The sequence below is a fragment of the Rhodococcus sovatensis genome (assembly GCF_037327425.1).
Lineage (GTDB): Bacteria > Actinomycetota > Actinomycetes > Mycobacteriales > Mycobacteriaceae > Rhodococcoides > Rhodococcoides sovatense.
In genome coordinates, this window is record NZ_CP147846.1 from 5323708 (window position 1) to 5337660 (window position 13953).

General features: G+C 66.3%; 13 protein-coding genes. 1 reads left to right on the forward strand and 12 read right to left on the reverse strand.

Annotation, left to right across the window (positions count from 1 at the left end):
• Window positions 1–112: 112 nt before the first annotated feature.
• The 11 genes from WDS16_RS24785 to WDS16_RS24835 all read right to left on the reverse strand — a co-directional run bounded on the left by WDS16_RS24785 (window position 113) and on the right by WDS16_RS24835 (window position 11839).
• Entirely contained in the window at window positions 113–553 is a 441-nt protein-coding gene (locus WDS16_RS24785; RefSeq protein ID WP_338888538.1) for an SRPBCC family protein, read from the reverse strand.
• 126 nt (window positions 554–679) lie between these two features.
• Window positions 680–2143 (reverse strand): ABC transporter ATP-binding protein, encoded by a 1464-nt coding sequence (locus WDS16_RS24790; RefSeq protein ID WP_338888540.1) that lies wholly within the window; start codon window positions 2141–2143, stop codon window positions 680–682.
• Window positions 2140–2967: an ABC transporter permease subunit gene (locus tag WDS16_RS24795; protein ID WP_338888541.1), complete on the reverse strand. Its 828-nt coding sequence runs from the start codon at window positions 2965–2967 to the stop codon at window positions 2140–2142. Before WDS16_RS24795 ends, WDS16_RS24790 begins: the two co-directional genes overlap by 4 nt.
• Complete coding sequence (locus WDS16_RS24800; protein ID WP_338888543.1) at window positions 2964–3914, reverse strand: ABC transporter permease; 951 nt, start codon at window positions 3912–3914, stop codon at window positions 2964–2966. The genes WDS16_RS24795 and WDS16_RS24800 overlap by 4 nt, the downstream gene beginning before the upstream one ends.
• Entirely contained in the window at window positions 3911–5488 is a 1578-nt protein-coding gene (locus WDS16_RS24805) for an ABC transporter substrate-binding protein (protein ID WP_338888545.1), read from the reverse strand. The genes WDS16_RS24800 and WDS16_RS24805 overlap by 4 nt, the downstream gene beginning before the upstream one ends.
• A 50-nt stretch (window positions 5489–5538) precedes the next feature.
• On the reverse strand, window positions 5539–6372 hold the full coding sequence (locus WDS16_RS24810; protein WP_338888546.1) for a class I SAM-dependent methyltransferase: 834 nt from the start codon (window positions 6370–6372) through the stop codon (window positions 5539–5541).
• A complete protein-coding gene (locus WDS16_RS24815; RefSeq protein WP_338888548.1) occupies window positions 6369–7625 on the reverse strand; it encodes an MFS transporter in 1257 nt (418 codons plus the stop codon). Before WDS16_RS24815 ends, WDS16_RS24810 begins: the two co-directional genes overlap by 4 nt.
• The gene (locus WDS16_RS24820) at window positions 7625–8707 is read right to left on the reverse strand and encodes a dipeptide epimerase (protein ID WP_338888550.1); all 1083 of its coding nucleotides are present in this window, start codon (window positions 8705–8707) and stop codon (window positions 7625–7627) included. Before WDS16_RS24820 ends, WDS16_RS24815 begins: the two co-directional genes overlap by 1 nt.
• Window positions 8647–9720, reverse strand: coding sequence for a PLP-dependent cysteine synthase family protein (locus WDS16_RS24825; RefSeq protein WP_338888552.1), 1074 nt, complete (start codon window positions 9718–9720; stop codon window positions 8647–8649). The genes WDS16_RS24820 and WDS16_RS24825 overlap by 61 nt, the downstream gene beginning before the upstream one ends.
• Window positions 9717–10556 carry a hypothetical protein gene (locus WDS16_RS24830; RefSeq protein ID WP_338888554.1) on the reverse strand — a complete coding sequence of 280 codons (840 nt, stop codon included), beginning with the start codon at window positions 10554–10556 and terminating at the stop codon, window positions 9717–9719. The genes WDS16_RS24825 and WDS16_RS24830 overlap by 4 nt, the downstream gene beginning before the upstream one ends.
• On the reverse strand, window positions 10553–11839 hold the full coding sequence (locus WDS16_RS24835; RefSeq protein ID WP_338888556.1) for an ATP-grasp domain-containing protein: 1287 nt from the start codon (window positions 11837–11839) through the stop codon (window positions 10553–10555). The genes WDS16_RS24830 and WDS16_RS24835 overlap by 4 nt, the downstream gene beginning before the upstream one ends.
• A gap of 261 nt (window positions 11840–12100) precedes the next feature.
• On the opposite strand from WDS16_RS24835, the gene WDS16_RS24840 reads away from it, so the two are divergent.
• On the forward strand, window positions 12101–12544 hold the full coding sequence (locus WDS16_RS24840) for an Hsp20/alpha crystallin family protein (RefSeq protein ID WP_338888558.1): 444 nt from the start codon (window positions 12101–12103) through the stop codon (window positions 12542–12544).
• 61 nt (window positions 12545–12605) lie between these two features.
• On the opposite strand, the gene WDS16_RS24845 is transcribed toward WDS16_RS24840, so the two are convergent.
• Entirely contained in the window at window positions 12606–13838 is a 1233-nt protein-coding gene (locus tag WDS16_RS24845; protein WP_338888560.1) for an EAL domain-containing protein, read from the reverse strand.
• Window positions 13839–13953: the final 115 nt, after the last annotated feature.

The window sequence follows — 13953 nt, forward strand, 5'->3', positions numbered from 1 at the left end:
TGGGGGACGGAATCGAACGACCCTCGAAGGAGGGTCGTGACCTTCCGCCTGCGGCTACTGCTCAACCACGCCTCGTTGTAGTACCCGATCCGAGTTGTTCCAATCGCGTCGGTCAGGCCGGACTGGTACTCCTTTCAGCGAGCAGCGCGAGCCGACGCAGCGCCTCGGTGTTTCTGGGATGGACGAGCACGTGCTGGACCGAGTCGGGGATCAGGTTGAACGGCGGCGTCAACGCATGCTCGATCATCTCGATACGGCATCCCGCGGCGAGCGGGGTGAGCCGCAAGGTGATGTGTGCTTTGCCGTAAGGCATTGCCCTGGCTTCCAGGTTGAGCTCGCGACCGTCGTGACCGCCCAACGACCGCGTGTGGTCGCTCAACACTGCCGGCCATACGCCTACGGAGTGATGAATCTTGGATCCTTCCGACGGCCAGTCCGGATCGACCGCCCGGATGCGCGACGCGCCGACCACCCACGTCGCATAGTTCCAGCCGTCGGACAGCACGCTCCATACCTCGTCGCAACTTGCCGTGGTCTCGCGAACTGTGGCCATGTTCTCGCCCCTTCTGCCGGGATGAATGTTGTGAGGTGCGACGGACGCAGTCGACGGGTGCCCGTCGCGAGGGAATCCAAAACTGTCCGCAACTGGGATCGGCGCGTCGGCACGTGTATCGAGCAGCTAGCGGGGTTTCCGCCGTTTCGACGACCGGGAGGCGTCTGCGGTCGTCGTGCAGCTGTGTAGGTCGACGACTCGGTCGGCGACCGAGTCCACCACGTCCGTGTCGTGACTGATCACCAGTAGCGCCAGGTGTTGGCTGCGCGTGAGATCGGTCAGAACGTCGAGCACGTGCCGCTGGGAGATCGCGTCGAGGCCGGTGGTGATCTCGTCGCAGATCAGGACCGTCGGTGTCGTTGCCAGGGCTCGGGCGAGCGCGGCGCGCTGCGCCTCGCCGCCGGAGAGGGCCCCGGGGCGCTGGTGTGCGATCTGTTCGTCAAGGCCGACTTGTTCGAGTGCGCGTCGGGCTGCCGCGACCGCCTCCCGGTCAGTGGCGCCGCGCAGGCGTGTCGGTCCACGCACGATCTGTCCCCACACGCTGCGGTACGGGTCGAACGCGGCCTTGGCGTCCTGGAAGACGTATGCGATGTCAGCCACCTGATCGCGGGTACGCCGCTGCACCGATCCCGCGACCGGAACCCCGTCGAGGAGCACTCGCCCGGCTGTGGGTGGATGCAGACCCGCGGCCACCCGCGCGGCGGTGGACTTGCCGCACCCCGACCGGCCGACCAAGGCCACGCATTCCCCCGTGCCTATCGACAGCGACATGCCCTCGAGTACGGCGGTTGTGCGATACCCGGCGGTGACAGCGTTCAGCTCGAGTCGGGTGGCGGCCGGGGTTGTGTTGTTCTTCGTTGCACCCGCCCGTGGGACCGGTGACAGGGCAAGGGCAGGCAGGATCGTGGTGCCGCCGGCGTTGATCACCTGTCCCTCGGCCATGACGATCACGTGCTCGGCGACCTCGCGAACAGCGTCCAAGTCGTGGGTGACGAGCACGATTGTGAGCCCCTGGCCACGTAGTCGCAGGATCTCGTCGAGGATGGCTGCCCGGTTGAGCGGGTCCTGTCCAGTAGTGGGCTCATCGAGGATCAGACACGTTGGGTCGGTCAACAGGGCTTGCGCGATCACGAGGCGTTGTTGCTGTCCGCCCGAGAGTTGGTGGGGGTAGCGGCGCAGCATGCCCGGATCCGACGGGAATCCGGCCCGCCCGAGGGCGTCAGGGACGCTCGCCCGGTCTCCTTGTTGCTGGGCGGCGCGGGCAATGTCGCCGAGGACGGTGCCGATTCGCAGCGCCGGGTTGAGCACCGAGGAAGGCTGTTGGGGCACGTACCCGCACCGCACCCCGTCCATGCGGACGCTGTCGGTTTTCAGCTCGACGCCGGGCCGTTGCTCACCGATCAGGGCGAGTGCGGTGGTGGTCTTTCCGCTGCCGGAGGCGCCGACGAGTGCGGTAACGAGACCTGCGGGGATGTCGAGGTCGATACCGTCGACGAGGATCCGGTCTCGGGTGCGGGCGGTGAGCCCGCGCACCTGGATCGCGGTGGCACGGGCAGGAGCCGACGCGGCCGCCGGAAGAATGTCGGTCATCGCTGCTTCCTTGTCGGCAATTCGCGGGCGGCCGCGCGGGCCCCGGAGTCGAACAGCAGGTTCACGCCCATCGCGAGGGCAATGATCAGCACCGCAGGCACGATCACCCCCCAAGGGACGAGGGTGAGGCCGGCGCGGTTGCGGTCGATCATCACGGCCCAGTCGGTGCCGGCGGAGTCCGCGCTCACCCCGAGGAAGCTGGCAGAGGCCACGAGATAGATTGCGCCGACGAATCGCAGGCCGGCGTCTGCGGCGAGGACCGGCAACAGTGAGCGGCCCAGGTAGCCGAGGTGGCGGCGCCACCAGGTTTCGCGTTGCAGGATCAGCGCTTCCATGGCCGGAGTGTGTGCACCGTGCAATGCGCTGGCCCGCACCAGACGCGCGGCATCTGGAAACAGCAGAATCGCCACCACCGCAGCGAGCACAACCTGATCGGCGTCAGTGATCGCGACGATCAGCAGTAGCAGCATCATCGACGGCAGCGACAGCAACAGGTCCAATGGCCGCATCAGCATCTCGTCGACGATCCGGCGTCGGGCGGTCGCGGCCGCAACTCCCCAGGGAACGGCGAGCAGATAAGTCAGCACTACCGCGGTCGCGGCCACCAACACCAGTGAGCGTCCGCCGAGCAGTACCTGGGTCAATACGTCGCGGCCCTCGGAATCGGTGCCGAGTAGCCACTTCTCACCTTGGGCGAACGCCGGACCCCGGCTGGTGTCGCCGGCGATCAGGGGGCCGAGCACCGCTACCGCGAGCGGGACCGCGGTCAGCCCGACGCCGACGAGCATCCGCGCCGGAATCTGCGTTCGATCGGGGGCACTCATCCGGCGACCCCTGCCACCGGATTGAGCTGGTAGGCCACAATGTCCGCGACGGTGTTCACCGTCACCGTGACCACCGCGAACAGCGCCACCAGCCCCATCAACAACGGGAGGTCGCGGCTACTGACTGCAGCGAGCAGCACCTGGCCGAGTCCGCCGAGTGCGAACACCGCTTCGACGACCACGACGCCGCCGAGTAGCCAGTCGGTGACTCTCGCGAGGTGCTGGGTGGCTGGGGTCAGAGAGCCTGGCAGGGCGTGCCGCCAGAGCACCCGGCGCATCGGTACCCCGAGCCGGAGGGTGTGCCGGATGTACTCCGATTCCAACGTCGTGATCATCGACGCGCGGACCAGTCGCGTCAGCGAGCACACCGGCCGGATCACCAACACCAGCACGGGCAGCACCCATAACTGTGGGTCCAGCAGCAGCGACCCGCCGGCGCCGACCGCGGTGGGTGCGAACCATCCCAACCAGACCGCGAACACCGCGACCAACACGATCGCCATCGCGAACTCCGGTGCCGCGTAGAGGGCTACGGCCAGGGTGGTGATGGTTCGGTCGACCGGGCGGTCGCGGCGCGCAGCGGCCACCACCCCGAGGAGAAGCGCCAGCGGCACAAGCGCCACGAACGCGAGCGCGGCGAGCGTCAGTGTCGGCGCCAGCGCCACCCCAAGCATGTCGGCGACTGGACGCCCGGAGACCGCCGAGGTGCCCAGGTCACCGTGCAGAATGCCGGTCAGCCAGTGCCCGAACTGCACCGGCAGCGGCCGGTCCAGGCCGAGGAGCTCGCGCAGCTGCGCGATCCGTTTCGGGTCGGCGTCGTCACCGGCAATGACTACCGCGGCATCACCCGGAAGCGCGGCGGCGATGGCGAAGACGACGACGAGTACCCCCAGGACCTGGGCAACTCCCACCGCGAGCCGGGTTCCGGCGTAGCGGGCAAGGATCACCCCAGCCAGGCCTTGTCGAACCGGGCGTATCCGAGGGTGTTGGTGGGAGCATGAGGGGACATGCCGGCCAGATTCGGTGCCAGACCGTGGAGACCGTCGGAGAACCCCCACACCAGTAGACCCCCCTCGCTGTGTAGTTGGGACTGCATCTGCTGGTACGCGCCGACCCTGGCTTCCTCGTCGGTGGTTTCACTTGCGGTGGCGAACAACGCATCGAAGCCGGGGCGACGCCATTGGGTGTAGTTCTTCGACGACGACGTGAGCATCCGCTGTGCTAGATGAGTTTCGATGGGCATGGCCCCGGACCGGAAACTCGACAGAACACCCTCGTCGAGGGTTCGAGTCCAATATGTCGAGCCCTCGCCGACTTTCACGTCGATTTTCAGTCCGGCTCGTCCGGCCTGTTCGGCGAGGATATTCGCGGCCTCGACGAAACCGTTGGTGGCACCGGTGGTCTGAATTTCGATGGCGGTGTTGAGGGCGCCGGCCTTGCGGACGAGTGCCTTCGCCTCATCCAGGTCCAGCGTGCGTTGGGGCAGATCACCGGCGTAGTACTTGGCATCCTTGCCGAACAGGTCGTTGCCGACTACCCCGGTACTACCGAGCACGGTGGACACCAGCTCGTCGCGGTCGACCAGGGCGAACATCGCCCGCCGCAGATCCAGATCGTCGAAGGGCGGCCGGTCCACCTTCATCGCGAACCCGGACATCGCACTGCGCGGCGACCGCAGAATCTGCACCCGGGCATCGGAGTCGTAGGTGCGGGCCGAGGTCACCCCGAGGTCGTCGGCATACTCCACCTGTCCGCCGAGCAGGGCGTTGATACGCGCGGTCTCGTCCGGGGCGGTGAGGATCTCCAGTTCTTCCAGACGTGGGGCACCGTCCCAGTAGTCACCGAACCGGGCAGCAACGAAGGATCTGCCCGGCTCGAACGAGACGAAGGTGAATGGCCCGGAGCCGACCGGACGGCTGAAGTCGGTGGTGCCCTCGGGAATGATGTAGGCGCCGAACGCAGCGAGCACGTTCGCCAGGTCCCCGCACGGGCGGGCGCACACGAATTCGATGGTGCGCTCGTCGATGGCACGGGAGCGGCCGATATCGATCACTTCGAGCGACGCCCGCGGACGCAGCGCGTTCTTCGGGTCCAGGATCCGCTGGTAGGAGTAGAGCACGTCCGCGGCCCGCACCGGTCGGCCGTCGTGAAACACCGCCGGGCGCAAGTCCACGGTCCACACGGTGGCGTCGGCGTTCGCTCGCCAGGCGGTGGCCAGCCTGGGAACTGGGCCGAGGTCGTCGCCGTATTCGACGAGTTTGTCGTAGAGCGCGTTCGAGCGGGCAACATCGGCGTACAGGTTGGTCTTGTGCGGGTCGAGCACTTCCTGCGCGCCGCCGCCTGCGAATACCGCCCGCAATCGGCCGCCGTCCCGGGGCACCTCGGTCGAGGGCGCGGTGTCACCGCCGGTACTGCAGGCGCCGAGCAGCACGGTGCCGCCGACGGCGGCGCCGAGACCGAGGAAAGAACGCCGACTCAGATGAGGCAGCGGGGGCAGTGCGGATCGGGGGATCGGATTCATCGGGGGTTTCTCCTTGAGCAGTGAATTCGAAAGCGGGGTAGGCGGAATGATCAGATGGCCTCGGCGATCACATGCATCCGGTCGCCGGACAACGTGCTAGCACCGGCACTGAGATCCGCGAGTGCGGTTGGGCCTGGCCAGCCTGTCTCGGTGCGGGGACCGTGGGTGTCGAACATGGCGCGCACCGCGAATCCGGCGCGGCGCAGATGACCTGTCAGCTCGACGGGGAACAGCAACCGCCAGGCCGAGGTCTGGACGAGCGGTTCGACGGAATCGGGGATCTGCCACTGCCTGCGGCGGCGCAGTAGCTGGGCGGCGTGATCGATCCACAGGGTGGTCTCCGCCCGCCAGCTGTGCCCTTGCCAGGTGAAGGAAGAGTGGGTGGGGGCGCCGAGAAGTTCGGTGCTGCCGAGGAAGAAGGCGCCGTTGCGCATCTCCGCGATCAGGAACCCACCGGCGCGTAGGTGAGACCGAGCGCAGCGCAGGCACGATTCCAGTTCGTTGTCGGTGTGGCAGTACAGCAGGGCACTGTCGAGGCAGGTGATGGCGTCGAAGTTTGCACCGACTTCGAAGTCCCGCAGATCACCGACTGCGGCGGTGACGCCTTCGTACTTCTGCTGCGCGTAGCGCACCATCGCCGAGGACTGGTCGATGCCGTGGCAGCGATACCCCTTTCGGGCTAGGTATCCCAGGTCGCGGCCGGTGCCGCAGCCCAGGTCCAGCACCGACGTCGGGCGGGTCACCTTGTCGAGCACCCCGGAGCGTGAATATGCCCGCAGGATGTCGTCGACGAACCTTGCAGCGGTGTGGTCGGGGTCGGGAAAGCGGGCCTCGTACAGTGCCGGGTTGTCGGTCAGCAGGTTCCGCGCCTCGGCTGCTGTCATATCGGCGTTCCGGCCGGGTCGGCGAGCAGATTACGACGGTGCAGCAACCACACTGCGGCCGCCGAACCCCAGGCAAGCACGATGCACACCAACGCGCCGGGCCAGCCGTTGCCCAGGTCGATACCGTATCCGATCAAGGCGTTTCCGCCAGCAGCCGCGATCCCAGAGACGAGGTAGAACATTCCGAACAGGGTCCCGGAGATATTCGAATTACCGTATGCAGGAATCAGTTCCATCACGAATGGCTGCGCGATCATGATTCCGGCCTCGAGAATCAGGGCGGAGAGCACCAACGGTGTCAGCGCCAGGGCGATTTCACCGACGCCGTGACCGCGATCGGACCACAGGACCGGAAGTAGTGCCACGAACGCGGCCCCCATCAACACGAGCCCCGCGGTGATGGCGATGCCCCGGTGCGTGCGGTGATCGAACCAACGTGTCAGTCGAACCTGAGCGAACAGGCTGAAGATCGTGGTGCTCAGAAACAGCACCGCGACCGCACCACCCCAGTCGGTGATGCGTCCGGCCAGTACCGGATACACCAGATACATCTGTGTCTGCAGGGCGAACATCCCGAGCATGGCAACGGTGAACAAGACGAACCTGCGGTTGGCCAGGACCGCTCCCCAACCGCGGAGCACCGTCGTGTCGGCGGGTTCGACCGGGTGGGCGGGCAGGAACCGCAACTGCGCCAGCGTGAGGGCGGCGAAGATCACGGCCGCCGCGATCGCGACGGTGCGGAAATCTACTGTCAGCAGGGCGCTGCCGATCAGCGGCCCGGACAGCGCCCCGGCTTGGGCGAAGACGTTGAACACCGAAAACGCTTCCGCCCGCCGGGTCGGTTCGGCGACCGCGATATAGGACCGCACAGCCGGGTTGAACAGTGCCCCAGCCAGTCCCGACAGGACCGAGGCGAGCAGTAACAGCGGCACGCTGGTGCCGAAGGCGAACACCGCGAAGCCCACCGAACGCAGGGCGCAGCCGACGATGATGACCCGATGCGGTCCGAGCCGGTCGGCAGCGGTGCCTCCGATCAGGAACAACCCTTGCTGGCTGAGGGTGCGGACACCCAGGACGAGGCCGGTGATCGCCAGGGACAGGCCCAGATTCCCGGTCAGGTGCATCGACAGGAAGGGCACCAGCATGTAGAAGCCGGTGTTTACGCCGTACTGGTTGAGCACCAGTAGCTGCACAGAGCGGGGAAAGCTGCGCAGGAGCGCGAGTGTTCCTGCCCGAGAATGTGTTTCGGTCATCACGACACCTCGTTCCATGCGCGGCGCACGCCCAGCCCGTTTCGCCCGCTCGGGTGCAAGACGCCATCTTCGCCGCCTAACCCAGTCCACGGGTCCTGGGCGAGCAGCAGGTGCCCATCCAGATCGCACCACCTCGCCAGCGATGCCAGGTGCACCGCTGGCGCGATACTCAGCGAGCTGCTCACCAGGCAGCCGAGCATCACGTCCATGCCGCGGTCGCGGGCCGCGGTGGCAAGTTCGTAGGCCCGGTAGATGCCGCCGCACTTGGGTAGTTTGATATTCACCGCATCCGCCAGACCGCAGAGCCCGTCGAGATCGGACAGCGTGTGGATGGATTCGTCTGCGATGATCGGAATCTCGCTGCGGCTACGCAGGTCTCGTATCCCGTCGAGGTCGTGGGCGGGCAGCGGTTGTTCGAGCGCTACGACGGGCAGCCCACGTATGTCGGCGAGAACCGAGAGGGCGGTTTCCGCGGTCCAAGCTTCGTTCGAGTCGACTATCAGTTCGGTCCCGGGTGCCGCCGCGGCGACCGAGATGAGCCGCCGCACAGACTCGGACGCGTCGCTGTCCGCCTTGACCTTCAACAGGCCGAATCCTTGCCCGACCAGATCGGCGGCCTCTGCGCCCATCTCCTCCGGTGTCCCGATCCCGACGGTGCGGGCGGTCGGCACCTGAGCGAGCAGCGGCAATCCAAGGTAGGTGGCGACCGAGACTCCGTCCCTACACGATCGGAGGTCGGTGATCGCGGACCACACCGCTGCCGCGACCGCCGGATGCGTGTGGGCAAGAGCGTCGTCCAGGCTGATCGAGTCGTCGCCCCGCACGCCGACTGCACGGAGTTCGGTGTCGATACGCGCCACATCCAGTCGCGCGTATACCGAGGTGACGACTTCACCGTGGCCGCACAACCCCGTCGCGGGGTCGGTCGCGGTGACCGTGATGGCATCGCGAGTGGACATGACCCCGCGGCTGATCCGGAATGGGGTGGCCAAGACGAGGGTATGGACGGTCCAGGTCAACTTCATGCCGTCGATGCCTCCGCCGTGTCGATGATCGGGTCCGGTGCCTGCACCGATTGGCATCGGGTCCAACACCCGGTGGGGTCGTGGCAGTCCTCGATTTCGTGTGGTGATGTGCGTGGCGGGTCGAGGAAGCGGTGCCGGTGGCACCAGTCGTCATCGAAGATGCTGCGCAGGTAGCGGTCTGGGCCGTCCGGGAAGATGGTGACCACAGTGCCGGGCCACCTCGCGGCGGCCCACCCGGCGACGGTGGCGGTCGCACCGGTGGACCAGCCGCCAGTATGGAAGCCGCCGCGAGCCAGGGCTCGGCAAGCGTGCACGGCCTCGCGCGGGCCCGCCCAGTGGACTTCGTCGAACATCCCGTACTGCACGTTGCCCGGATGCACGTTGCTGCCGAGACCACGCATGACCCGGTTGGCGGCAGGCTGACCGAAAATAGCCGATCCGACCGCGTCGACCCCGATGATCCGCAGATCCGGCCATACTTGCCGCAACCGGAGACCGACGCCGCTGCTGTGACCGCCGGTCCCGACACTGCACACCAGTGCGTCGGCCCGATCGATTCCGTGCATGGCAAGGCCCTCGACGATTTCGTCGGCCAATCCGTGATAGCCGGCGGCGTTGTCGGGGTTGTCGTACTGGTTGGGCCAGTACGCGCCCGGTTCTGCTGCAAGAATGCGCTGCAGGACATCGAGGCGAGCTTGCTGCCATCCACCGGTGGGATGGGGTGTCTCGACGATTTCGAGGGTCGCGCCCAGTGCCTTCAGGAGATTGCGCATAGCGGGTTCGAGTTCGCGGTCCACCACCAAGGTGACCGGATGTCCCAGTGGTTGTGCGACATACGCCAATCCCACTCCCAGTGTGCCGCTGGTGGATTCGACGATTCGCGCGCCGCCCCGCAACTCGCCTCGACGCCGCGCACCGACCAGCATCGACAGCGCCGACCGAGCTTTGAGGCCGCCGAAGCCGAGCGACTCGATCTTCGCGAAATATCCCGGATGCGGCCCGGGTACCGGGGTGTCGATGCGCACGAGCGGGCTGTGCCCGACCCGTGCCAGCGTTTCGGTCACGGTCATCGCAGACACGATCCGCGATACAGGTGGACCGGGCTGGCATCTCCGGTGAGCCAGAAGAACGGATACGGCTCCGCCGAGAGGGCGTCGACCCCGCACCCGAGCAGCTCCCGGGCGACCGCGGCCCCGCTCTGTGCGAAAACCGTGACCGGAATCGGCCGGTCGGACGCGGTTACCAGGGCGTGCAACCGGTCGAAGGTGCCGTTGCCGAGCATCATTCCGCTGGCCAACACCGCATCACAGTCGTCGAGCGCCTCGGTGAAGTCGGTGACGATTGCCTCGCCCCATTCAGTGACCCCGCCCTTCAGATCGCATGGCACATAGCCCAGACCGCGATCGCGCAAGCAGGCGAGCAGCGAGTTGACCACCCCGATCACCAGCACCCGCCCGTTCTGCGGTGTATCGACCAGCCCAGTTACTGCCCATGCGCGGGCTAGTGATCGCTGCACAGAATCGCCTGCAGGTACCTGCACCGTCTCTGCGCGGGCATCGCTGGAGTGGGGACACAGATGGGCCAGATATGCGTCGAGAGCAGCCACCCGAACGGCCGAATCCTCGTGGTGGAGCAGATCGGTGACCGGCACCCCTGCACAGGCGTGCACCACTTCTGGGTCCATCGACCCAGGTTCTACCGCGCACGAGCCGGTTGCCGCACCCACTCGCAGGCTGAGCACCTGGTTGCGATAACCGCCGCTGCGCCCGTCGTGCCGAACCCCCTGATAGGTGGTGAAGGCGACCGACACTGCAATGTCATCGGCCGGAGCAAGCTCAGGATCGGTACGATACCGATCCAGTAGCGCAGCAATGGTGCCGGCATTCGCCTCGGCGCTCATGGTCATCTCGCAGAAACCTCGCTGTAGGTGACCGAGATCGACGACAACAGTTCCTCGGCAAGTGGCCGGGCCCCGGTGACATCGGGAGAAACGACGATGGCACTACCCAGGTAGCTGTTGTTGTCCACCCCGGCGCCCGTGTGATGACCAGTTGCCTTGAACACCGACGACGCCACCGCTGGATGCGCCGCGACCGCATCCAACCCGTGCAGTTCCGCGACGATTCCCGACTCTTCGGGTATCAGCATGCGCACCGCGGCACTGCGCGGTCGTGCGCCATCGTCCTCGAGCTCCGAAATCACAGCGGCGGGATCACGTCCGAGTGCGAGCTCGACAGCCACTCGCGGCAGGTCGATTCCGGTGACGTGCTTGATCAACTCGGTGATCTGATTGCCGGCCGGACGAGGATTGATCTCGATGATCCGCGGACCGAAGGTCGTCAAGCGCAGCTCGGTGTGTACTACCCCGTGATCGAGTCCGATCGCACTGATTGCAGCCTCGGCGGCAGTGACCAATACTGCACGGTCCCCGGCAGGCAGGTCGGCCGGGAACATATGCCCCGTTTCCACGAAACCGGACACCCCTCCGAGGCTCTTGTCGGTCACCCCCACCGTGTGGATATCGCCGTGTCGAATCCAGCTCTCCACGCTGAACTCCTGGCCGTCGAGCAATTCCTCGAGCAGCACCACTGGGCTGCGATGCTGCCCGCGCGCATTCACCGCGAACCCCCGCAACTCGGCGACCGCATCCTCCACCGTCGGCAAATCATCGGCGCGGCGCACGAACATTCCCGCGCACAGATCCGTGGGCTTGACCACCAGTGGGTATCCGACAGTCTCGGCCGCCGCACGGAGGCGATTCAGGTCGGCGACGGGCGCGGTCGCGTGGCGCGGCCCCGGAATCCCCATCCGATCCAACCTCGCCCGGGTACGTGACTTGTCGCACGCGATCTCGACCCCCTCCGGCTCTGGACCGGGAAGCCCCAGTGCCCTTGCGATTCTCGCTGCGGTGGGCAGGTAGTAGTCGCAGCTGGTCAGAACTCCCGCGATCGGCGCCTCGGCGTCGATCCGGCGTGCCGCGTCGACGGCCGCGTCCGGATTGTTGGTTTCCGCTGTGACTACGGCCCGGCCCCGGCGCAGGGGGTGCGGCGATCCGTCCGGCAAGGATTCCGGGTAGTGCTCCGGTCGCCTCGTCAGGAACGTGAACTCGACCCCCGCATCCGCTACTGCCCTGGGCAGCAGTGTGCCCATCGCGCCGACCCAGCTCTCCACCATCAACAGGTGTGTCACCAATGTCCTCCGCTCCCCAACGCATCCACGCGTGAACAGTAATGACAACCGTTATCAATAGCAAGCGGGGTGGTTCATGCGTCGCCCCTGTCAGTGCTCAGGGTGAGGTTCGGACCTGCTGTCGGGCAGCACTATTCGCCCGAAAATTCTCTCGGAAAGCACTTGGCAGTCGACCGGTGAGAGTGCTAATTTCTTCATTGCACAGTGAAGTAGCAGCCCGCTACAGGGGCGGGTGCAACGTCAGTACAGGAGGTGGTTGCTGTGCTTCGCTTCGATCCGTTTCGTGACCTCGATACCCTCACTGCAGGGATGCTCGGTGCGTCGTCAGGTTCGGACCGTGCCCCACGTTTCATGCCGATGGACCTGTACAAGGTCGATGACCACTACGTTCTGAGCGCCGACCTGCCCGGCGTGGACCCTGGATCGATCGATGTCGACGTCGATCGCGGCACCCTGACGCTGACAGCGCACCGAACTGCTCCGGGTAGTGAAGGTGTGCAGTGGATTTCCTCCGAGCGATTCGCCGGCACGTACCGTCGTCAGCTCTCGCTCGGGGAGGGAATCGACACCGAGAGAATTTCTGCCTCGTACGACAACGGTGTGCTCTCGGTGACCATTCCGCTCGCCGAGCGGGCGAAGCCGCGCAGGATCGAGATCGCGCGGTCCGACGACGCCGAGTCCAGACGGACCATCGAAGCGTCGTAGGCGTCGGCAGGCCGGGGACAGCCGCATTGTCCCCGGCCTCGCTGCGGCGTACGTACAGGCGCTAAAGACCCAATCGATGTAGCAGGACGGTTGCTGCGTCGAGCACGACGTTTCGGTCGTAGGTCAGCCGGTAGTGGTAGGTGTGCCGTCCGTTATCGCCCGGACCGCGGTCCAACCCGACCAACGCTGCCGTCTGGAACGGGGCAACGACGATGACAGACCGTTCCAAGGCCAGTGGATCGGATGCATCGACGGTGACGGCGCGATAGCGCACAGTGGTTCTGGCCGGATACGGCTCGAACACTGCCGTCAGCGCTGAAAGAGCTGCCAACTCGTCGAGGAGCGCATCGAAGGAGCTTCGGTCGCCGTGACCAGGCCCGCGGGTGGCGATGACGATAGTCGACGGCCCCATCGCGGCTGCAGTGCGCAGCAGTCCGATCTCCATCTCGTCGTACAGCGACCGATCGCTGCGCCGTGGCGCTCCGAGAGCACTGACCACTCCGTACGGCGTCACTGCCGTCGGTACGCGGACCGTCACTGCCGGTTCCGGGTGGGCGGGGCGATGAACAGTGCGGGTCTGCGTGAAGCTGGGCAACGGTCCAGGGACGCCGTACAGCCAGCCCTGTCCCTCGGTTGCACCCATGTCCAGCGCCGTGCGCTCGTGCAGTTCGGTCTCGATCCCTTCGGCGAGAATGCGTGAACCCGTCCGATCGGATTCCGCGGCTACTGCAGCGACGATTACCGCAGTCTCTGACGTCGATCTGCCCTGGACCATTCTCATATCGAGCTTGATGACGTCCGGGCGAATGAGAGGCAGCAAAGCCAAGCTGGAGGAGTCGGCACCGACGTCGTCGATCGCTACGCGCCACCCGAGGTGACGAGCGTGCTCGACGGCTCGGAGCAGACCCGCTGGGTTGCGCATCAAGTGGCGCTCGGTTATTTCGACAGTGATCGACAAGGCACCGGCCGCAGCGAGCAGGTCCGCGCAGTCAGCCGGAGGCGGAGCGTCAAGTGCGACCGGTTCTGCGTTGACGAACAAGGCCAGTTCGGGAGGCATATGGGCGTCGAGTGCCCCGCGCAGAGCTGCGAGTCTGCACCGCCAATCGAAGGCGACCGTCGCGTTCATCGTGTGGGCGGCCTCGAGCAATTCGATCGGGCTGGCCCATGGGCTGTCTGCACACGGCCTGGTCAGCGCTTCGTAGCCCACGACAGCGCGGCTGTCGAGCGCGACCACAGGTTGATAAACCGGCTCGATCCCCACCGTCAGCGGCGTCAGCGGCAGTGGCTGGCTCACGTGGCGCCTTCCCTCTAGAACGGATTCCCGACAGCCCCCCAGCTCGCACCATCATGCCCCGCTGGTGGGGACGGGCGCAGAGTCGGGTTATAGAGTTCCGACTACGCGTCGGGCA